This is a genomic window from Flagellimonas sp. 389 (assembly GCF_018449435.1).
Lineage (GTDB): Bacteria > Bacteroidota > Bacteroidia > Flavobacteriales > Flavobacteriaceae > Flagellimonas.
Map to the genome: position 1 here is coordinate 220,279 of NZ_JAHCMU010000004.1, position 22,933 is coordinate 243,211.

The following is a 22,933-nucleotide window of genomic DNA, read 5'->3' on the forward strand; positions in this document are numbered from 1 at the left end:
TTAATGACAATGATCAAAGTCAAAACCTTTAACTTACAATTCCCTATTTTTAGTTGTCGACCCATACTCATTTTTCCAATCTAAATTTTGCAGTTAGATTTTCTTTTGAAGAAGTTCCCGTCATGACGCTGTAGTCACCTGGTTCTAAAATTTTCTTCATTTTTAGCCCTGTGAATTCCAGCATTTTGGGTACGATGGTAAAGGTCACTGTTTTTGATTCACCTGGATTGAGCTCAATTTTCTCAAATCCTTTTAACTCTTTGTCAGGTCGTGTTACGGAACCTATCTCATCTTTAAGATAGAGTTGTACCACCTCCTTGGCTTTCATTTTACCTATATTGGTCACTTGAACGTTAACCGTAATTTCTGAAGTTGATGTCATTGTTTCCGAAGAAAGACTAAGGTTACTGTAAGCAAATTTTCCATAGCTCAAACCAAAACCAAAAGGATACAATGGCCCATCTTCCAAAAACAAATAGCCTTTTTTATTATTGATTTCCTTCATGCTGTAATGAAAGGGAAGTTGACCGATAGAACGCGGCACGGTTACAGGTGATTTACCAGATGGGGAAACTTCCCCAAAAATGATTTTGGCCATAGATGAATCTCCAAATTCACTTAAATCCCAACCGTCTAAAATAGCATCGGCTTTTTCTGAAATTGTATTGATTGAAAGGGTCCTTCGGTGTTTTAAAACAACAATAACTGGTTTGCCCAATGCTTTTACCCGTTTTACCAATTCGTCTTGAGCACCAACAGGCTCAATTGTGGCACGATCACCCAATGCATTATTAAAGTAAGCTTCTTTAGATGTGAATTCATCCCCACCTAGAAACAGGATTACCACGTCTGACTGTTTTGCTATATCCAAAAGCTTGTCCAGTTCTTCAGGTGTGGTAGAACGTATTTTTGGTACACTTGTATTCCCATCGGTCAATTCAAAACCCTGTTCGGCAACAAAAGTAACAGTGCTTTCTGCTACCTCTTCAAAAGCAGCCTTAGTACCTTCGTAAAATAACGGACCCAACAAGGCTATTTTTTGGTTTTCCTTTTTAAGTGGCAGTATACTGCCTTCATTTTTTAAAAGGATGATAGATTCCAAATCGGCCTCTTGTGCTAACGCTAAAGAAGCTTCGGAACGTACTTCTTTTTCAACTTTTTTGATGTCGATATATGGATTGTCAAATAATCCCAGTATCATTTTGGTCCGAAGCACACGCCTAACGGAACGGTCTATCATTTTTTCAATACTGGGTTTTTTTTTGGTCATTTCCGGTAGATAAGCATAGGAATCTTCCGCATACAGGTCAATATCTATTCCAGCGACTAATCCCATTAAGGCTGCGGCTTCTGGACTTTCAGCAACTTTCATAAAATAGTAGAGCCTGGCAATGTCATTGGAATCGGATACGACATAACCATCAAAGCCCCATTGGTCTCTCAAAACGCCTGTCAATAGTTCTGGGTTACCGTGACTGGCAACACCGTTCAAATCACCGTGTGAGGCCATGATTCCCAAAGTGCGTGCTTCTTTTACAGCTGCTTCAAATGGCGGGTAGATTTCATCGATAAGGGTCCTTGGCGAAATTTCTACTGCTGCGAAATTGGATCCGCCAAGTACTTGTCCGTAACCAGCAAAGTGCTTTGCAACCGCTCCAATATGGGTTCCATTACCAAGGCCTTCATAGTCGCCTTGAACACCTTTTATGGCATTGACAACCATTTGAGTGGTCAAATAGGTGTCCTCCCCAAACGCTTCCGACATACGGCCAAACCTTGGGTCTCTTACGATATCGGCTTCGGGGGAGTGGCACATATGCATGCCGCGCAAACGGGCTTCTTTACCGACTACATCCCAAATTCGATTAACGAGTTCTGGATTAAAGGAAGCCGCTGAGGTTATCGGACGACCAAATTTGGTGCAACCCGCTGCATCTACACCATTGTAGGATTCGGTTACGAACAACGCTGGGATGCCCCATCGATTGCTTTTAATGATGTATTTCTGAAGCTCATTGTTCAGTTTGGCCGCTGCCAATGGCGAAATATGTTCTCCAGGATTTTTAATTCCGGCTATACCGAGTTTTAATTTTTCAATAACCTTTTCAGATAATTCCAGTTTCCCTTTTTCATCTGATTTCACACCAATATTAGCATGAAAAATGCGCATCTGTGCTACTTTTTCTTCCAATGACATTCTAGGCAACAAATCTTCAACACGTTCTTCAATAGAAAGAGACGTGTTTTGATAAGGCATTTTGTTCTTTTGGGCACTTGTGCCAATAGCCAAAAGCAATAGATAAAATAGAAAACGGTATTTCATGCGTATTATCGTTATTTATAAAATTTAAAATTGTCAATTTCGAGTGCTTCACCACTTTTCTGATGAATCAAAAAGTATAGGTTCTCGGTTTCTTCAAATCCGCTGGTGATAGGTATTGAAACTGATGTGAAATCTTTGTCTAACGGTGCAATCTGGATTTCTTTGGATGCCAGCACCTCACCATCCAGTTGATTCCTTCGAATTTCAATAGAAAATTGGCTTTCTTCAATCGAATCAATCGTAAACGTAATTCCTGAATATCCTTTAATCTCTTTGATGTTCGGAAAATTCAAATAGCTCTTTTTAGTATTTGTAGCAACGATAAATCCATTTTCTCCATATTCTTTTTTTACCATACCTTCCATTTTAAAGTAATCCTCAGCTTCAATTACAGGTTGATCGGCGTTATAATTTGCGACACCAATGCCATCTACACGGATTGTAGCGATTTTGCCATTGTCTTTATAATGTACATAGCTAATGAAAGTGTCCCTAAACCATCGGTTACCAGTTTGGCTTATATCGCAATACGTATAATACCATTGGTTGTGCCACTCAAAGAATGAACCATGCCTGCCTTGAAGAAATCCATTTGGCCAAGTAGGGGCTTCGTAACCCTTGACAAAGCTTTCTTTTTTTATAACGGTGTCTATATAGTTATATGGGCCATATAGATTATCGGATATGGCATAAAAACAGCCCCATGATAGGTAATACTTGTCTTTATACTTGTGAACAAAAGGTTTGTCGTCGGTTGGTTTTTCAGTGTTCTTGCCGTCTTGGTTATAAGGTCCCCTCGGATTATTGATTTCAATTTTCTTGGGTATTTCAGCCAAGCTTATCATATCGTAGTTGAGCTTGGCGATGTAATAGTCCCAAACACCAAAGATGATGTAATGTTCACCATCTTCTTCAAAAATGGCCATATCATATTCATCTGTAGGGGTAAGGTCTTCTTTCAACAATGGTTCTCCAAGGGGGTCTGACCACGGGCCCGTTGGTGAATCGGCAACCATAACCCCAGTTTGTTGATTACGTTCTGAAAAATACCAATAGTATTTTCCGTTTCTGTATCCGACGTCGGTTGCCCAACAGCCCTCAAAAGGTTTTCTAATATAGGTTTCTTCTGGTTTTAGGGTACTTCTGTGCGTCCAATTGACCAGGTCAGGGGAGGACCACACCCACCAATCTTCCATGATAAATCTCTTGTTTTCTATAGATTTGTCATGGGAAGCATACACGTAAGCGGTATCTTTAAATATGTGTATATGCGGGTCGTTAAGCCCTTTATTTGGGACGATAGGATTTTGCCCTGTAGCGATTAAGCCCATCAGGAATAATGAAAAAAGTAATGTACTTTTTTTGTTTTGCATATCGATTCTACCACTTAAGGTCTAACAATTTCACTTCTTTCCGCATTTTGAGCTTCCGATAATGTCTTTCCTTCTATAAACAGCACAAACCTGTCCAATCCATGGAATCTTGACCTTCCGGAAACCTCCATCGTATATATGCCCGCAGTTTCAAACGTAACAAAAATATCATGCGGGTCGTTATCACTGGTATTGGAACGCCAAAACCATTTACCAACTCTGTTCATATAAATTTTGAACCAACCATCTGCACTATTTCCTTCGGGATTAGGAGTTTTACCAGTACCCTTGGGATATACCGTGCTACCCTCCCTTTGCCCAAAAAAATCTGCTGCATCCCCAAATCGAAGCCAAGAATCATTGGCTTCTGAAATACTATTGCCCTCAGAAATTCTTGAACGCCAGACAAACTGATACGTTCCAGGGGTAGTGATATTTATTTTATAGGTCAATGTTCCGATACCTGGTGTCGTGAAGTTATCTTCCTTGTTCCAAATCAGATAGCCTTCACCATCAAAGCCTTCCAGGGTTGCTCCTCGTTCCCACTCAATCGTTCCTTCAACAGTTTCGAATTCGACACTGACAATACCGTCTTTTTCCACATAGGTCAGTTGATCAACGGTAGGGCTATGATTTGCTGCATTTTCCGGTTCTTCTTGCTCTTTTTCATTACAAGAAGCTATGAAGATTAACATAACCCATAATTTAAAGTGCAAGTAATTCATTTGCTTAGTTTGAAGATTTCGTTATTGTCTTTGAGAAATGAATTTGTACGGGCCCTATCAATCCTGAAGGAACTAATGGATCATCTTTCTTATAAAAGGGCGCTGTGGTGAAAGTTGTTCTTTTTCCCGGGGGCCTAGGTTCATTGTTGGTGTACCATTCTGGCATCGTCAAGGATGTAGCTCTATGCTGCCCTAGTTGATACCCACCATCATTTGGGGGATAGCGTTCATCACCAATCAAACGGTTGCTCCATAGATTGGTAAGTTGAATTTCTAAGGTATTGTTTCCAAGATGAACAAAATCGGTTACATCCAACTGGAAAGGTGGCATCCACGAAACAGCAACTTTTTTTCCATTGATGATAACTTCTGCAGCGATATGGACCGTTCCCAAATCTAAGGTTACGTTAGTATTCGCTTCAATATGGTCTTTGGTCAAATTGAAATCTTTCACATACGTAGCGGTACCGCTATAATAGTTGATGGAGTCTATTTCATGTTTGCTCCAATCCACTAAGGATTCAAATTGCACAATACCGCCATAACCATGGCCTTCTTGGAACGAAACTTCCCAATCTTTTGAAATATCAACAGGTTCAGGAATATCTTTTATTGAAACTTCCCATGTTTTTCCTGATGATAATTGCACGTCGTAATTACCGATTGTAGCTGTAGTGGCTTGTAGTTTATTTTCCTTGGATAACTTAAATAATACATCATCTACAGGTGTATGTATCGATTCAATATCGGAAGCTTCTTCACGGAAAACTACGAATACCGATTCGCCTGTATTCAACTCAATATCTGTAACTGTATTATTTCCTTCATTTTTGAACTGTGCCATTTTGGTAATGCTACCATCCATGGGATTCCATAGTTCAGGAATTTTATTTGCTACCCTAAAAGAGGTCCTGAACGTTTTGGTGCCAATGGTATCGGCATTAAAAAAGAAGTAAATATCCTCTTCATTTGTTTTTCTATGGACGTAATCTACCGCATCACCATTGAGAATGTCCATATCGGGCACCAATTTAGCGGTGTTCATTACCTTTTTCCAATCATCTATATCACCTATCAAAGGTGCCAATTCCTTGGCCAACTGCTCAAACTGCTTTTTTGATTCTGCTGATGCTTGATATCCGGATAACTTTTTCGGTCTATCACCGAAAATGGGAACCCCGCTTTTTGCAATTTCAAGGATTCGCTTTAGTGTTGGCAGAGAAAGTGTCTCACTATTTTTCAACACCAATATTTTGTAGGTGGTTCCCTCCGGAAGTTTTAATTCGCCATTTTCAATTTTTAATCGGTTGCGAAGTACATCGGTGTTGACATTGTCAAAATTGATTTGTTTTGGAATCACGGGATTAAAATCTGTTCTGTAATAGGAAGAATTTGGGGTTCCTTCACCCACATAGACCAACATATCGGAAACTGGTACGCCTTGCCGAAGCATATGAGAACCACGAGCGATATAATCGAACCAAGCAGCTCCTGCGTTTTTCCACCAGGTTTGGGTACGGTCAAAATGAAAGCCCCAACGGTTCATGGTCATGCCGGGTTCGGCATGAGTGTTGGCTTGATGCGCAAAACGATGAAACATAAACTCATTGATACCATAGGTCCAGGCTAAATCACCGGATGTTTTTGCCATTGCCGGGTGACCTTTCCAGTTGATTTCTGGCCTTGAGGTAAAGGATTCTGCAGAAATGACAGGTTTCCCATAAATATGTGCCGAAGAAACCGCAGATGCGGTCTGGGTAATGGGTCTATTCATCCAAAATTCGCCCATGGGGATATCGGTTACTCCACCAACGTCCAAATCATTTAAAGGGCCAAATCCATAAGGTTCAATGTAGCTTTCCAGACCATCAGCATTACAGAGTTCGGTAAAGTATTGAAAATAGTTTTTGGTCATTAAGTTAGTTATGACTTGACGATAGTCATAAAGAACGGCTTCAGAGGCTTCTGGACTTTCTATGAAACGCCCTGCAACTAGAGGTAGTTTGGAGATGAAGTCATATCCTTTTTCATTTGAAAATATTTCAGCAAAACCCTCTGTCCAGTTTTGCCCTCCCATTTCATAGCTGTCGATTTCAGCATACTTTAAAGCATTAGGTGCTAACCCTTCAGCATTTTCAACCACTTTCTTGATAAAGGCGTCGTAGTGTTTTTTAAAAGGCGCCCGACTTAATTTATCTACCTCCAATCCACGACCCTCGTCAGATGCAGGATTGTTAAAGGCACCTGTAGAGGTATACCCGAAACGTAAGATAGTCCAGCTTCCTCTAGGTAGAGTTGCTTTCAATATTCCGGCTTCGGTCATGTTTTTACTTAAATCTTTAATGTCTTCTTTGGCGATAATCATTCCATCATTTGCATTGCCAATCGCATCCAATTGATGGTCTTCTGTTCGGGCAATCGAAGTCCTGCCTAAAGGGTTGTTTATGAAATAGGTGCTAGTGAGCTGCGCCTCTTTTAGTTTGATTGATTGGTTGAACTGTAATCTAAAGTATTTTGATGTGATACCTTCAAAATGGTCGTTAATGGCCCATTCCCCTTTTCCGGTTCGGACTTTAAATAAATCTCTTACGTCCTTGAAATTTGTACCATCTTCACTGGTCTGCAAAATTGCTTTTGCATGCCTGTCATTGAAGACGATCTTGACCGAGCGTATGGTCTTTGGATACTGGTAGTTGAATTGTAGCCAAGGATTCTTATTGTTTTTGGCACCTAATTCGGATACATCATCGACTTTACCATCAGAAACTATTGAAATATCAAGGCGTTTATCTGAAGAGGTTAGGGTGGGCGTGTTGGTGGCATCATCCAGTTCGGATTCCAAAGCTGGATAGGCGATTACGGCAATGTCTCTATAAAAACCTTCTCGTTCCGTTGGTTTTTCAAGTACCAATTCAATGTCTCCACCAGATACTTGCGTTTCACTCCAAACTACCATTTTCATGGATTCCTCAGGGGTAATCCAAGGTCCACCACTGGCTGACCATCCATCACAATTGTGTACCCCAAAAGTGAGTCCCAATCGCTGAGCTTCCTTGGCGGCATGTGAAATCATCTCATGATGTTCGGGAGAATTGTATTTGATAGGGCCATTGGGTATACCCTGTGTGATATTGAACAACAACAAGCCTCCGAGGCCAACTTCTGCCATTGCTTCTAAATCTTTCGTAATCCCGGCTTTGGTCATATTTCCGCTCATGGCATGCATCCATGTTCTAGGTCTAGATGCCTCTGGAGGATTTTTGAATTCATCTTCTAGGTTGGATGTTTCCTTTTTCTCCGTTTGGCAAGAAAGGAGTAAGATGAACGGTAAAATAAAACTAGCTATGAAGTTTCGCATACTACAAAATCCTGGTCAACTAAAATACTTTATTGCCCTTGTTGAAGTATCCTGTACTGTATGGTGTTAAAAGTTCAAGTTATACTATTTAGAAATCCAAAATCCAGAATGTATCTGTAGTGTATTATCGGTATTTAATCAATGTACAATTCATCAATAAAAGGTCCGCTTTTGCCAGTAGTCTTTAATTGAATGTTATTTGCTCCAGTGTTAAGGGTAATAATGGTTGGCACAAATTTCCATTCTTTTTCCCAACCCCCCGTTGGATGAAACTCTAGCGTTCTGATGTATTCATCGTTTACGTATAATTCCATCGGATGCAGTTGATCTGTATTGTTGTGCATATATCTGAACCGAATGCTATAATCACCGGCCTCACCATCGTTTTCTTGATACCACGTTATTGCACCTTCTTTTCCATCGAATTTTACAAACCCACTACCTTTAAATCGATGCGCATTTTTACTCGATTTTGCTCCACCTTCCATGATACCCTCTTCTGCGGCAATATTGATTCCTCTCCCGATCCACATATCTTCTGAATGTTCATCACCCCAAAATAGGCCTTCATTTTTTTCAAATTTCTCAATCATATTCAAAACGACTTTCCCATTTTGTTTTACAACAGCCTTAACGGTAGTGCCATCTGTAACTTCGAAAACTCCTTTATAGGCTATTCCGTTAGTTTCTGGGTTATCACCATTTGTAGTGTACAAAATTTCTAATTGAGGGAAACGTGATTTGCCGAATACACGTATCTGTTTTGCATCGATTGTTATTTTATTGGATACATACAAAGCTTTGTCGCCTAAAATGGCTCCGGTAATAAGTGAACCTTCTTGAGCATTTTGTTTTTCTTCTAGAAACAATCTTACTTTTCCAAAAAACATACTCCTATAATCTGCTTTGGTACGACTTGTTGGATCTATAGGGTTTCCGTTTTCAATCGATACTTTTTCTAAATTGCCCAATACATTATAATACACTTTGTTTTCTGCATATGGAAATAAATTGCCGTTGGCATCCAAACCTTCTGAGGTTACTATATAACTAGAATTAAAACCACCTTCAGCATCTAATTTATGTATTGTAGTTTTTAATTTTGAAGGTTGCCCGCTTGTGTTTAAAGTTATGCGCTTCACCTCTTTTCCTTTATTGTACGCTATGGCTTCCAATGTTCCTTCTTGGTAGTGCACCATCCATTCGCACTGCATTTCGTTCCAAACTTTGCCTGGTCTATCTTTTCCTAAGGACTTTCCGTTAAGGAACAATTCTACCTCATCGGCATTGGAATAGACCCAAACAGGGATTACGGTTCCTTTTTTCATTCTTGGGTGTGTCCAGCTTGGAAACACATGGAGCATAGTTTCTTTGGTCCATTGGCTTTGGTAGAAATAGAACAAATCCTTTTTGAATCCTGCTACATCCAAAGCACCGCCCATGAATAAATTAAACGGTAAACCTCCGTGTGCCAGACCAGCTTCTCCATAATAATCAAAACCTGTCCAGCGGAAATGGCCGCTATGCCAAGGTAAATCGCGTACTACTTCCCAATATTTTCTTGCAGATACTCTAACCGTAGCATTATCGTATGATGAATTGAAACTTTGCTTTCTATTTTTCCAATTTTTAGGGTTGATACCTTCATAAAAGAAAATTTCCTTTTCCGTTAAATTTGGTAATGGATATGTGCCAGGCAACTCATTGTCGCGCCACCACGTTTGTGTTCTGTAATAGCCACGCGTTTGCCATGTATGGGGTGCTTCAGTAGAAATGAACGGCTTATCAAAGGTTTTACTTTCAATGAATCTTTTTGTTTCAGAACCCCCATTAACGCCAATAATTTCCATGTCCTCACTATTCCCCGCTCCAGAGGTGAACAAGCGTGTAGCATCCAAACTCTTTCCGAATTTCACTAGTTCTGGAGCAATAGTACTATAGGTTTCATTACCCAAACTCCAAACAAAAATGCTGGGATGATTACGGTCTCTGGTAATCCATTCTTTGACATCACGCTGCCACCAGGCATCAAATGCTTGTTTTCCATAATCCTGTGCTGCTTTTTTATGCCAACCATCAAAAATTTCGTCCATCACCAACAAGCCAATTTCATCACAAAGATCATAGAACATCGGTGGAGTAGGGTTGTGTGATGGACGAATGGCATTAATGCCCATGTCTTTTAGTAATTGAAGTTTCCAACGCAGCATAGGTTTGGTCCAAGCACCGCCGACAGGGCCACCTTCCCAATGCTCGCAGACACCTTTTAATTTGATATTCTCACCATTGAGCCAAAACCCGGTTTCTGTCTTCCATTCAATCGTTCTAAAACCAAAATTGGTCTTGACTTCGTCAAGTACTGTTCCTTTGCTCTCTATTTGGGTGATGAGCTGGTATACTTCCGGTGTTTCTGGACTCCAAAACGAGGGGTTTGCCACCTCAAGTTCAACTTGGAAGTCATCTTCGATGTTTTTGATATTTTTTGAAGTAGTTACAAGAATTTTTCCTTTAGGAGAAAGTACGCTTGCCTTTAAAACCAAGCCTTTTTTTACTTTAATCATGTTGATTTTTGCAACTACTGTGGCTTTTGAATCAGTAATATTAGGGGTGGTTATAAAAATGCCATTTGGCGCAATGTGTGTAGGTTGTACTTCTATCAAATGTACAGGGGCGTAGATACCGCAAGGATGATACCAGCGCGCAGATGGTTCCAAACTGTTGTCCACACGGACAGCAATGGTATTTTGCCCTTCTTTTAAATGTTCGGTAATATCATACCTGAAACTGATATACCCATAAGGTCGTTTGCCCAAATACACCCCGTTGACCCATACTTCGCTGTTCATGTAGACTCCTTCAAATTCAATATATGTAGTGTTTGAAAGCCTTTCTTTATTCAGTTCGAAAGATTTATGATACCAACCGATTCCACCATCGTGATAACCGCCACCTTGACCTTGGTCACCACCTTCCCTAACACCTTTTTCGAAAGACCAATCGTGAGGAACGTCTAGAGTCGTCCAAATGGAATCATTTAGGTTTTCCTCTGAAAAGGTAGGGTTGTCCTCTAGAATAAATCGCCAATCTTGATTAAAGTTGGTTTCGGTACGTTGTGAAAAGCCCTGTGATACTGAAAGAAAAAGTAGAAATAATGAAAGTAAACTTTCTTTTAAACGTATTCGCAATTTCATAAAGAATGGTTCTAGAGTTGAAGCTTCTTTCTGCTGCAATTGGCAAGAAAAGAGCAAGATGAAAGGTAAAAGTAAGCCAACAATACTTTTGCTCATGGTATAAAATTCCAATGAACTAAAACGATTATTTATTTAGCAAGCTAACATTTTACCTCAATTAGGGTATCCTGTGGTATACTGTCCCCATGGTAGTGAATCATGCCATTTAAACTTCTTCTCTAAAAGTATATTTATGTTGATTTACATGAAAAGTTTACGCAAATATGCATGTAACCACAGGATAGTTTATGATGGATATTGGGTACCTTTAAGACTTAAATTTTTATAAATGAAAATGATTTTTAACAACCTAAACATTGGTTTTCGATACTTTTCTCTGGTATCGATTTTTATTTTGATGGCAAGCTGTAATGATAGCAAACAAGACAACCATCTTACTCCCATCTTTGATGGGGAAACATTGCAAGGCTGGCATACCTTAGGAGGAGAGGCAACCTATAGAGTAGAGAATGGTGAAATTGTGGGTACTACCGTTGCCAATACACCAAACACTTTTCTGGCTACTGATTCGCTGTATACTGATTTTATCTTGGAATTGGATTTTAAGACTGATTCCGTATCTAACTCCGGGGTTCAAATCAGGAGTAATAGCTTTCCTTGGTACCGTAATGGTATTGTCCATGGATATCAAGTAGAGATAGACCCCTCAAAAAGAGCTTGGAGCGGAGGCATCTATGATGAAAAAAGAAGAAAATGGCTGCATCCGCTTGAAGGAAATCCAGAAGCTCAGCAAGCATATAAACCAAACGACTGGAACCATTACCGCATAGAGGCCATAGGCGATACCATTAAAACTTGGATCAATGGAATTCCCGCCGCACATTTGATTGATAACATGACCAATGAAGGTTTCATTGCCCTTCAAGTACACAGTATTGGAAAGAGAGGAAAACCAGGCGTTGATATACGCTGGAAAAACCTTGAATTTATCACTAAAGATGTATCAAGTTATAGTAAATCAATATCCTTAGCACCTATAATTACCAAAAATCAATTGACTTTTCAAGAGAAGAAAGATGGGTGGCAAATGCTATGGGACGGTAAAACAACCAATGGTTGGAGAGGAGCTAAATTAGAGGAATTTCCTGAAACTGGCTGGGAAATTGAGGATGGTGTGTTGACCGTTCTAGCAAGTGGCGGCGGTGAATCTGAAGCTGTTGGGGATATTGTGACCAAAAAGCTTTATGGAGATTTTGAAATGAAGACCGATTTTAAGATTACCGAAGGTGCCAATAGTGGTATTAAATATTATGTGGATACCGAACTGAATAAAGGAGAAGGCTCCTCTATTGGATTGGAGTTTCAAATCTTGGACGATGAACGGCATCCCGATGCTAAATTGGGAAACCACGAAGGAAGCAGGACTGTAGGTTCGCTATATGATTTGATCCAAGCGGACACCAATAAACATATGAACGCTATCGGGGAATGGAATACCGCCCATATCGTTTCTAAAGAGAACAATGTTGAACATTGGCTCAATGGTATAAAGGTACTTGAATACGAGCGTGGCAGCGAAGACTTTTTAAAGTTGGTAAGTGAAAGTAAGTATAAGGATTGGCCCAATTTTGGACTTTTGGAAAAGGGCAATATCCTTCTTCAAGATCACGGTGATCGGGTTTCTTTCAAAAACATCAAAATAAAAACGTATGAGCAAGCAGAATAGAAGGGATTTTGTAAAAAAATCCGCATTGGGCGGACTAGGTCTAGTAAGCGCTTCCTCCATGTCTATGAGTGCCAAAAGCTATCGAAATATTATAGGTGCCAACGACCGACTTCATGTTGCCATTGCCGGTTTAGGCCGAAGGTTGGGTGCTTTTTATGATCCTATTGCACATAAAAAAAGTAACGTCCGCTTATTATATCTATGTGACCCCATGGAAAGTCAAATGGCAAAGGCAGCCACCAAGTTTAAAGAGCATATTGATTATGCGCTAAAACTTGAGAAAGATATTTTCAAGGTATTGGATGATGACAAAGTCGATGTTCTAATCAATTCCACCCCCGACCATTGGCACACTCCCGGTTCTATTATGGCCTTGAAGTCGGGGAAGCATGTATATGTCGAAAAACCCAGTAGTTGTACCATGGAGGAGAATGAACTTCTGGTTGAAGCCGCAAAAAAGTATGATAAAGTGGTACAGATGGGTAATCAGCAACGTTCTTCTGGCCAAACCCAAGAAATTATTAAAAAAATCCATGATAAGGCTATCGGTGATGCCTACAAAGCCGTCGCTTTTTATAGTAATGGAAGAGGGGCGGTACCGCTTCAGAAAAAGGCAGCGGTTCCTGAGGGCTTGGATTGGAATCTTTGGCAAGGTCCTGCAGTACATCGCGAGTATACTTCAGAAACCTGGAACTACAACTGGCACTGGTACGGATGGAACTATGCCACCGCCGAAATGGGCAATAATGCTACACATGAATTGGATGTTGCTAGATGGGCATTAAATGTCAACTATCCACAAATGGTAGAGGTTAACGCTGCGAAAAGGCATTTTGTAGACGATGGTTGGGAAATGTATGATACCATGTTAGCTAGATTTACTTTTGAGGATAACAAGCAAATTGAATGGGATGGCAAAAGTAGAAATGCCTACAACACTTATGGTAGTGGTCGAGGTGTTATTATTTATGGTACCGAAGGAACAGTTTTTGTGAACCGGAGCCATCATAAGCTGTACAATAGAAAAGGAGAGCTTGTTGAGGAAAGTAAGGGCAAAACAGGTGAATCTGGTATAGCGTTGGGCGGCGGCGGTAATATGTCTACCACACATGTCATGAACTTTTTTGACACGGTTAGAGGCAAGGCAACTTTAAATGCCCCAATTGACGATGCCAACATATCTATGTCCATGGTTCATTATGCAAACGTCTCATCAAGAATCAATGAAAACTTTGAGATTGATAGCAAAAACGGAACAATGTTCAACCAAGAAGCGATGAAACATTGGGGAAAACCTTATGAAGAATCGTGGAAAAGTAAATTTTTACTCTAATCAATTAAGTGGTATAGTAAAAACGCTTTTGATGATTTATTTTTTTACAGTAACCAAAGCCACCCAATCTTTATTAGGTTCAATAGGAGGGAGGCCTAAATCAACTGAGCCACTTGCTTTGGTAAGAGTTACCGAACCATCTTTAAGGTCACCACCATCTCTAGGATTGTACCATTTTATAGTGAAATCTTTATCTGAATCACCTAAATCTAAGGATGTAGTTTCAAGTTCCATAGGAAGATAGATAAGATACAGTTCATTTTCTTTAGCGAAGCAAAAACTTGTATCATCTGTCGTGAGTCTATTTGCTGGTTCCATTTCCCAAAACGGAATATGGGTTTCAAAAAAGTTAAGCGCATGTCTGTTTTGATCCCAAAACAAATCGCGGCTCCTAAAATCTTCACAGGTAAGATCAGAGTTTGGACTAGCGTAGCCAAAATACCATTCCACACCAAATCCTCCTGCCATAAGCGTTCCCCATAGTGCATTCGCACGTGCCAAGTTATGCTCCATGTCCTCGTCATCTGGCAGTAGTGCAATATTCGCCTTGCCAGGTTCATCAACGGAAAGCGCCCATTTTCTGCCTGTAGCATTCGATTTATTTCTCCACTTTAGAACCCTTGGATGTACGTCTTTGAATTCAGCATCACTTAATTGTAATGATGCCCCGGTTAAGGGCGATTGGTCACCAATGAATTCTTCATAGCGGTCATCCTTATTTGGAAACGTATGCATGACCAAATGGTTTTGGTAGGGGTCAAGTTTATGAATATAATTGGCCACTTTCAGCACCTCCTCCGTAGGTTGGTCATTTTCTTCCCCTACATTCCAGTTCATGACCAAATGATGTCCAAAACGAGCTATAAGTTCTCGATAATATAGTTTTGTCTCTGTGCCAAAAACGCCTCCATCCATTAAATGGTCAGTTTCTGTCTCATGTGTTTTAAAGTGAAGGAACATACCTTTTGTCTCAGCATATTCAAAGATACGTTCCCACTGGTCTAGCTTGGAAACGTCCAATCGTGTTTTATGGAAAAAGTTTTCCCACGCCTCTTTGTTCTTTTTGTCACTGGCATAAACATCATATTCAGCAATGGGCTTTTTTAAAAGGTACGGAAAAATATTACGATCATCTCCATCTACGTTAAAGGTGAGAAATGAAAAGACATTCAATTCTTCGGAGGCCAAGTAATTAATGGCGCCTAACAGGTTTTTCCCTTTAGTTTCTTTCCATACAAAAGGTTCGGCTGAGGTTTCGAAGTCTTTGGCATGTGGTTCCCATTTTTTTAAGAAGTCCAACGCGTTGGTAGCGGCATCAAAATCTTCATAGCCCAACAAATTTTCTGGAGCGTCTACACCCAGTTTAATAAAATAGTCTCCAGTTTCCTCAAACTGTAAATACGACTCTCCAATGTAATTCAAGCGGCCTTTGGCTCTATTGTCCTTTCCCGTTTTATCGGTTTCTGTAATTTCAAAACTACCGGATTGTCCATCCATAAACCCCGCAGACACTCCTTCTTCAGCGGTTTCTGCCACTGCAATTTCATTTCCTTTTTTGAAAGAGGCGGTATACATCCATTCCCCAATAGCATCAGGTGTGAATCTCACTTGCCAAATATTACCGGAGGAAGCGCTTGTTTCGGCTGCATTACCGTCCGCTGCGTAAAACCCAGGTACCACATAGCTTTTGTTTCCGTTGGTAAAAGTAACATCCAATCGATACTCCAGATATGGGTTTGTCTCTGCAAGTTCATCGGTATCAGGGCCTTCAAACGAAAGTGTAATTTTATGCCATTTCTTCAATTCCCCATCAAATTTAGGTTGTGGTTGTTTTGAACAAGAAATGCATGCCAGTATTAAGAGGAGTAAAAATTTCTGTACCATGTTTACGTTCTTACAGATTAAAAATAGAACTCAATCAAAGACCCAATGGCTACTTTAGAATGAGTTGATGACCAATTTTATTTCGTGTTTTCCGGGTTCTAAACGTACCGTGCCAAAAGCAGGAACAACTTTTTTGCCATTGTGCATCAATTCTTTATCCTGGGATGGGGTTATCTGGAATTCAGCTACCATATTGGCAGGTATTTCAATGGTGTATACCTGAAGTCTTTTAGTCTTGTAGCTATAGGTAGCTTTTATGGTTCCACGAATGGTCGGGACTTCAATATAACTATCTTTTAAATTACCCATTTGTGGTTTTATAGTGGCAATACCGAAACCGGGGGTTTTGGGTTGAATGCCCCAAAGCCCTCTAGGGATGGCATTTGCTGGTACGGCACCCCAAGCATGGTTCCAATCTAGATTGTTTTTGTATTTATTGTCCCATGCTTCCAGCGTGATTGTGGACCCTAGGCGAATCATGTTATACCAACTTCTATCACTGGTGTCTGTCAATAGCGCCAATGCATAATCTTCTTCACCTGCATTGTACAGTGCGTCCATTAAATACTGGGATCCATAGACGCTACAGGCCATTTTTCTTGATTTTATAAATTCCACTACCGTAGGAATATGTTCTTTTGGAACCATATTAAATGCTAGCGGTAACATGTTGGCATGAAGGGAAGCGTGGTCGGTTCCAATACCATCTTTGTAAATCCCTCTTTCAAAATCGAACATTTGTTTGTTGAGCGCTTTCTTTGCTTTTATGGCCCTTAATTCAAATGCAATGGCTTCCTCTGTTTTGCCTAAAATAGTTGCAAACTCAGCCATTATTTTCATGTTTTTATAGTAGAAAGCGTTGATTACGGTATTGTAGTCCGTAAAGACGTAGCCATCTCGTTCTCCCTTATTATTGGGATCACCGCCCCAACCTGCTGAGGGCCAATCCACAATATCGGTCAATGGTTTGCTGTACCCTTCCTTAAAACCAAGCTTATACATAAACTCGGGAGTAACTTTTGTAGATGTTATGAGTCCATCTTCATTGGATAGTTCATATAAGGTCTTATGCTTCAAGGGCTCATAATACTTCTCAATCAGCTCTGTATTGCCGGTATACATATAATCGGCATGGAACATCAATGCTACATGTTGTTGCCATTCTGTAGGCCATGTAGGGTGTTCCATGAAATATTCAATGGTCTGTCTGGCAATGGCATATTCACGATCGGTGGTGTAATGACTTAATTGGTTCAAATATGCATCGGCTTCATATGGAATCCGCTCTCGGTCACCATCTACATACAGTCCATTAAACGTGGTGGCTTTGATGGAATATTTACACAAATCCCAAACTTGATTCAAGATGTCGTTATCGCTCTTAAAATCACTGGTGTCATTTTCCCAGTAACTATTGTGCGCCAATTGTTCGAAGTTTTCTGGTTGTAGGGTTTCTTTTGCTCCTTCTACCTCCACATATCTGAACGGAACCAATATAGGAAAGCCTTCGGGAAGGGGCAGGGCCTTGCCGGGCAATGTATTTCTTTTATCGATATGTATAGGGAGCTGGTATTTTAATTGGCTCGGTTTGACAGGGACTTCAATTCTTTGATATCTGATATGGCTCCTTTTTGGAGGGTTTCTGTTTACCCTATTGCCATCAAGTTGTTCCCCTACGTGAAAAACAAGGGTATGTTCTGTTTTTGCATCATATGTAAAATCCATCGTAGCAAACGCAGCTTTACCAAAATCAATAAAATGGACATCACCTCTTTTTTCAAATACTTTGGGTGTGATGCGGTCCACCTGAAAACTATTGGGCGTAGTCAATGTTGCTTTAGGCTTGCCCATAACAAAACCTTGAGATTTTGAGTATCTAGAGAGTCTGTTGTCAATATCCCAAATTCTCACCTTCCAATAATAGGTTTTGCCAACCTCCAGTTTCTTTCCATCATGTTCAATTTGAGATGAGTTGCTACTTCTTATTTGACCACTGTCCCATATATCGCCTATATTATTTACGTTATTTTCCTTGGATGATGAAACCAAAATCTGATACGCGGATTGTAAAACCGCTCCTTCTGGTACGACCCAACCATATTCTGGTTTTGTATCAATGATTTCGACATTGGAAGTATTTCTGATAAATTCAACAATCAAGTCTTTCGGTCCCTCGGAATATGCGTCCGAATGTTCAAGAATCAATTCATTGGTTTTATTCCTAAACGCCTTCAGTTTTTCTGCATATCGCTTATTCTTAGCTAGGTTTTTTGTCTCTTTTGGGTCTTTTTTTAAATCGTACAATTCTTCGAATGACTGATCATTTACATACCGAAAATACTTCCAATCTTTGGTTCGTACTCCTTCGCTAGGGGGGATGCTTTCAAATTCCCAAATATGTTCGATCAGTACAGTATCACGTTGAAGATTTTCGGTCTTATTTTTAGCAATTGGCATTAGACTTTTACCGTGCCAGTTTTGTGGTTGGTCAATGCCCGCTAAATCCAACATGGTCGATGGTACATCAACGTTCAGTGCAAGGGCATCACTATCTTGTTGATTTTCTACCCTAGGGTCAAAAATGATAAGGGGCACTCTAACGGAGTTGTCATATAATAACCATTTACCAGCCAATTGCCGCTCTCCAAGAAAATAGCCGTTATCGCCCATTAAAATGATGACCGTATTTTTATCAATACCTTTTTCTTTTAATTTTTTCCTGATTTTGGTGATTTCACGGTCAACTCCAGAAATCATGCGGTAGTAGCCCTTTACGCTATGTTGGTACTTTTCTGGGGTATCATAGCGCCAAGTCCATCGGAGCCTGTTGAAACCATCTTGAACAAATTTGGGCTGTGCCTCAAAATAGGCATCTGAACTTATTGCTGCTTTGGGAATGGTCGTATTCTGTAATAAGTTATCTGATTCTTCTTGCCAAAAGTATTGTTTTTCAGCCTTATCGTGTGCGTGTGGCGCGCTGAAACTCAATGAAAGACAAAAGGGTTTTCCAGCATCGGAATTTGATATAAAATCCAACGCTTTTTGACCTGTATATCGGGTTAAATGTACGGTGTCCTTACCTAGTTTTTTATAATAATAGCCTCGTCTGTCATCAAAACTATTGTTACGGTCATAGGATTCGTATTGGTCAAATTGCTTTTCCAAACCATCATAGCGTACTCCATATTTCCCGTAAAAAGCTGTAGTATATCCATTCTTCCTTAAGATTTTAGGGTATGAATTCTCCATATAGGATTCCCTTATATTACCGGTTTTAAAGTTGAAACTATGGGTTCTTTCATAGAGGCCTGTCAAAATGCTGGCCCTACTGGCAGCACATATTGGTGTGGTGACCATGGCTTTGTCAAAGAAAGTGCCTTCCTCCGCCAATCGGTCCATTTCTGGTGTAGTAACTAATTTGTTGCCTGCATAACCAATGGCATCAAACCGTTGGTCATCCGTCAATATGAAAATGATATTGGGTTTTTGGGTTCCTTGTTTTGTTTTTTGGGCTTTTGTGATGCTAGTTGTCAAACAAAAAAGGATAAGTATAACAAATCTCATTTTCTTCAAAATTATTTGCGTTTTGGATATTATACAACAAAGGATTGCTGGCTATGTTATGCCAATCAAACTTAAATTTCAAGAGTGTATTATCCATCCTGTTCTGTCCTGAACAAATAATAGAATTGATAGATTACCACGTATCGGTTCGAAAAGGTGAAACAGGAAGTTTTGCCGAATTGAAGAGTATTCCTTCAAAGCAATCCTCAAAACCATAGCGCACTGATACTGGGGCTGCAACCTTTTCATTACTTACTGAAATTGTTCCGTTTTCATTGATTTTGCCTACGGCAGGATAGAAAATTCTGTCCTTTCCGGCGATAGTAAAACCATTGAGCTGTTCCCCAAAACTGGAAACGGGTACCATTGAATTACGTTCTTTGTTTCCAAACGATAGTGTAGCGATGTTTTTTTCAACTTCCATTTCTTGTAAAACTGGACTTGAATATACAATATCAGTGTAGTTATATTGTTTTGCCAATGCCCAAAAGCTAAGTCTTTCTGCGATAGGTTCTTTGTCGGGTGGATGAATATCGGAACAATGACCTACATCTGAGGTTACCACCAGGCCGGAATTTGGAATTTCAAAAGAAGCCTGTAGCTGCGCTTCTCTAATCAATGCAGCATTAATGGCCGGTGTTTTTCTGTATTGTTCATAGGCATAAGGTGCAATCTGTACGATATAAAAAGGCAACTCGGTATTGCTCCATTGTGTTCGCCATGTGTTCACCAGTGTGTGTAGATAGGACTTATACGGTTCAGGATTGGTTCGATTCGTTTCTCCTTGGTACCATAAAAAACCTTTGATGGTGAAATCTTGAAAAGGGTGAATCATACCATTAAAGATTTGTGTGGGTTTTTTACGTTGATTTGGGTCCTTTGCCAAGTTGGTGGAAATTACCACATCGCCATAGGCTGTGAGCGAATCTTTCGGTATCCAAGCTTCGATACGGGTGCCGCCCCAGGCTGATTCAATAATACCGATGGGAACATTCAATTTGTTAAAAAGCTTCTTTCCGAAAAGATATCCAATGGCACTAAAATTATAAACCGATGTGCTATCTGCCGCTTTCCAGCTTCCTACCACATTTTTTTCAGGATTTAAGCTTCCCGCCCGTTCCGTATTGAACAAGCGTATGAATTTGTTTTCGGCATCTTTAATAAATTCAGCTGAACCGTTTACCGGGGATTTACCTAAACCCTTCATTGGCATCTCCATATTGGATTGACCCGAACAGAACCAAACTTCCCCGATCAGAATATTTTCCAACGTTACGGTGGTGGTGCCACTAATTTGTAATTGATATGTTTCAAAAGATGCTTTGGGGGTATTCAGTTTTACTTTCCAGTTTCCTTCGGTATCTGTTTTGGTAAAAAGATTCACATCCCAATTTGTGGTTATTTGGATATCGGTATTCGGTATATCCGTTCCCCAAATTGGAACAGAATCACTTTGTTGCAATACCATGTTGTCCGCAAAAAAAGAGGGCAGCTCTACTTGACCATAAACAGAGACAGCTTGAAGCAAGTACATGCAAAGTATCCATGGTACCGCTTGTTTAGGACATAGTTGATTCCATATAAAATGTTTGTTTTCGTATGTTTTCAGCATAGTACAGGGTGCGTTTGGTTATAAATCCTGTTATTATTGTAACAAACCATAAAATACAACAAAAATGATAGTTATGGATTCTTTCATCTACGTAATAAGACAGTTCTTGATTGTATTATTTTTGGTACTCGTAGTTGTAAGTTGTCAGGATAAGATCAAACAAGATAAAAATACACTGTCAACCGAGATGAAAAACGAGTTGCCAAAGCGACCTAACATTTTATGGTTGGTTACCGAAGATATGGGTGCTTATCTTCCCTCGTTTGGAGATTCAACTATTGTTACCCCCAATTTAAGTCGATTGGCAAGAGAAGGCGTGGTCTACCCCAGTCTGTATTCTACCTCTGGCGTCTGTGCACCAAGTAGAGCGGCCATTGCAACGGGCATGTATCCTTCAGGTATTGGTGCCGATCATATGCGGACCACTTCATATACTGAGGCTACAGGCCTTCCTAAATACGGTGCAGTTCCTCCAACCGAAGTACGTATGGTCAGCGAACTCTTGCGCATGGATGGTTATTACTGTACAAATAACTATAAAACAGATTATCAATTTAAAGCGCCTGTAACTGCATGGGATGAGAGTAGCCCTTACGCACATTGGCGCAATCGCGGAAAGGATCAACCATTTTTTTCCGTCTTTAATTTTACTGAGACCCATGAATCCGGATTGTTTGAACCTTATGGGCATAGAAATGTTGAAACCAGACATTATAAATCTGGGGATACCAACTATAAATGGAAACCCGACCGAATGACGGAAGCAGAAACCAAAGTGCATTTACCAAAGGATACCAAATTTTCGATTCCTCCATATCTGCCCAATACGGATGTTGTAAAACGGGACATTTGGAAATTGTACAACAACATTGCTGAAATGGATAACCAGGTTGGAGCTATCTTAAAACAGCTAGAAGACGATGGACTTCTGGAAAACACGATTATTTTTTTCTATGGTGATCATGGAGGGCCATTGCCCAGACAGAAACGTTTAATTTATGATTCAGGATTGAATACACCGATGATTGTACGTTTTCCGAATAAGATACACGCAGGAACCAAGGATAATCGACTAGTGAGTTTTGTTGATTTTGCACCAACGCTTCTTTCACTTACTGGAACCAACCCTCCTGAACATCTTCAAGGTCAAGCTTTTTTGGGAGAACATAAAGTTGAAAAGGAAAGAAGCTATATTCATGCGGCCGCAGACCGTTTTGATGCATTTACCGATGCAATTCGTGCTGTTCGTGACAAAAGATTCAAGTACATTAGAAATTATAGGCCGGAACAAGGGTATTACCTGCCTATTGAATATCGGGAACGGATACCTACAATGCAAGAACTGCTAAGTCTAAGCGCTAAAGGGAAATTGGATTCCATTCAATCGTTATGGTTTAAAGAAAGCAAACCTGTAGAAGAATTGTATGATTGCCAGTCAGACCCACATGAGTTACATAATCTGGCAGAAGATTTAAAATATGCCAATAAATTAAATGAGCTTCGTCAAGAGATGGATAGATGGTTGGTGCGTATTGGTGATCAACCCAATTTACCTGAAATAGAACTCATTAACCAGTTATGGAATGGACAAAAAACCCAACCAGTGACTTTAGCGCCAACGGTTGTGCTTTCAAATGGCAAAGTCACAATTGAATGCGGTACCGAAGGTGCTTCGATAGGTTATAAAATTATTGGAGAAGAGGATAAGGAACCAAAATCGTGGAACGTCTACCAAAGACCATTTAAAATTGAAGAGGGTAGTGGCTTACTTGTAAAAGCACACAGAATTGGATTTAAGCCAAGTGAAACAGATGAGATAAAAGGTATTTAAAGTTCCGTTTTCT

The 22,933-nt window shown here is 40.0% G+C and carries 11 protein-coding genes; 3 read left to right on the forward strand and 8 right to left on the reverse strand.

All coding sequences use genetic code 11. From position 1 onward, the window contains the following. Positions 1-67: 67 nt before the first annotated feature. The 5 genes from KIM67_RS05490 to KIM67_RS05510 all read right to left on the reverse strand — a co-directional run bounded on the left by KIM67_RS05490 (position 68) and on the right by KIM67_RS05510 (position 11,066). Positions 68-2,323, reverse strand: coding sequence for a glycoside hydrolase family 3 N-terminal domain-containing protein (locus KIM67_RS05490; RefSeq protein ID WP_213830340.1), 2,256 nt, complete (start codon positions 2,321-2,323; stop codon positions 68-70). Between the two features lie 11 nt (positions 2,324-2,334). After that, positions 2,335-3,696 (reverse strand): family 43 glycosylhydrolase, encoded by a 1,362-nt coding sequence (locus KIM67_RS05495; protein ID WP_250149162.1) that lies wholly within the window; start codon positions 3,694-3,696, stop codon positions 2,335-2,337. Positions 3,697-3,710: 14 nt separating this feature from the next. After that, entirely contained in the window at positions 3,711-4,391 is a 681-nt protein-coding gene (locus KIM67_RS05500) for a hypothetical protein (protein WP_213830341.1), read from the reverse strand. Between the two features lie 34 nt (positions 4,392-4,425). Then, a complete protein-coding gene (locus KIM67_RS05505) occupies positions 4,426-7,779 on the reverse strand; it encodes a glycosyl hydrolase (RefSeq protein ID WP_213830342.1) in 3,354 nt (1,117 codons plus the stop codon). A 134-nt stretch (positions 7,780-7,913) separates the two neighbouring features. Next, a complete protein-coding gene (locus tag KIM67_RS05510; protein WP_250149163.1) occupies positions 7,914-11,066 on the reverse strand; it encodes a glycoside hydrolase family 2 TIM barrel-domain containing protein in 3,153 nt (1,050 codons plus the stop codon). A gap of 232 nt (positions 11,067-11,298) precedes the next feature. On the opposite strand from KIM67_RS05510, the gene KIM67_RS05515 reads away from it, so the two are divergent. Beyond that, on the forward strand, positions 11,299-12,696 hold the full coding sequence (locus tag KIM67_RS05515) for a DUF1080 domain-containing protein (protein ID WP_371815676.1): 1,398 nt from the start codon (positions 11,299-11,301) through the stop codon (positions 12,694-12,696). Continuing rightward, positions 12,680-14,029, forward strand: coding sequence for a Gfo/Idh/MocA family protein (locus tag KIM67_RS05520; protein ID WP_213830343.1), 1,350 nt, complete (start codon positions 12,680-12,682; stop codon positions 14,027-14,029). Before KIM67_RS05515 ends, KIM67_RS05520 begins: the two co-directional genes overlap by 17 nt. Positions 14,030-14,065: 36 nt before the next feature. On the opposite strand, the gene KIM67_RS05525 is transcribed toward KIM67_RS05520, so the two are convergent. The 3 genes from KIM67_RS05525 to KIM67_RS05535 form a co-directional block, all read right to left on the reverse strand. Next, positions 14,066-15,913: a DUF5060 domain-containing protein gene (locus tag KIM67_RS05525; RefSeq protein ID WP_213830344.1), complete on the reverse strand. Its 1,848-nt coding sequence runs from the start codon at positions 15,911-15,913 to the stop codon at positions 14,066-14,068. Between the two features lie 54 nt (positions 15,914-15,967). Further along, positions 15,968-19,447, reverse strand: a complete 3,480-nt coding sequence (locus tag KIM67_RS05530) for a sulfatase-like hydrolase/transferase (RefSeq protein WP_250149164.1) — start codon at positions 19,445-19,447, stop codon at positions 15,968-15,970. Between the two features lie 163 nt (positions 19,448-19,610). Next, the gene (locus KIM67_RS05535) at positions 19,611-21,089 is read right to left on the reverse strand and encodes a sialate O-acetylesterase (protein ID WP_213830346.1); all 1,479 of its coding nucleotides are present in this window, start codon (positions 21,087-21,089) and stop codon (positions 19,611-19,613) included. A 73-nt stretch (positions 21,090-21,162) separates the two neighbouring features. Here KIM67_RS05535 and KIM67_RS05540 point away from each other — a divergent pair, with 73 nt between their 5' ends. Next, entirely contained in the window at positions 21,163-22,920 is a 1,758-nt protein-coding gene (locus tag KIM67_RS05540) for a sulfatase (RefSeq protein WP_250149165.1), read from the forward strand. Positions 22,921-22,933 lie beyond the last annotated feature (13 nt).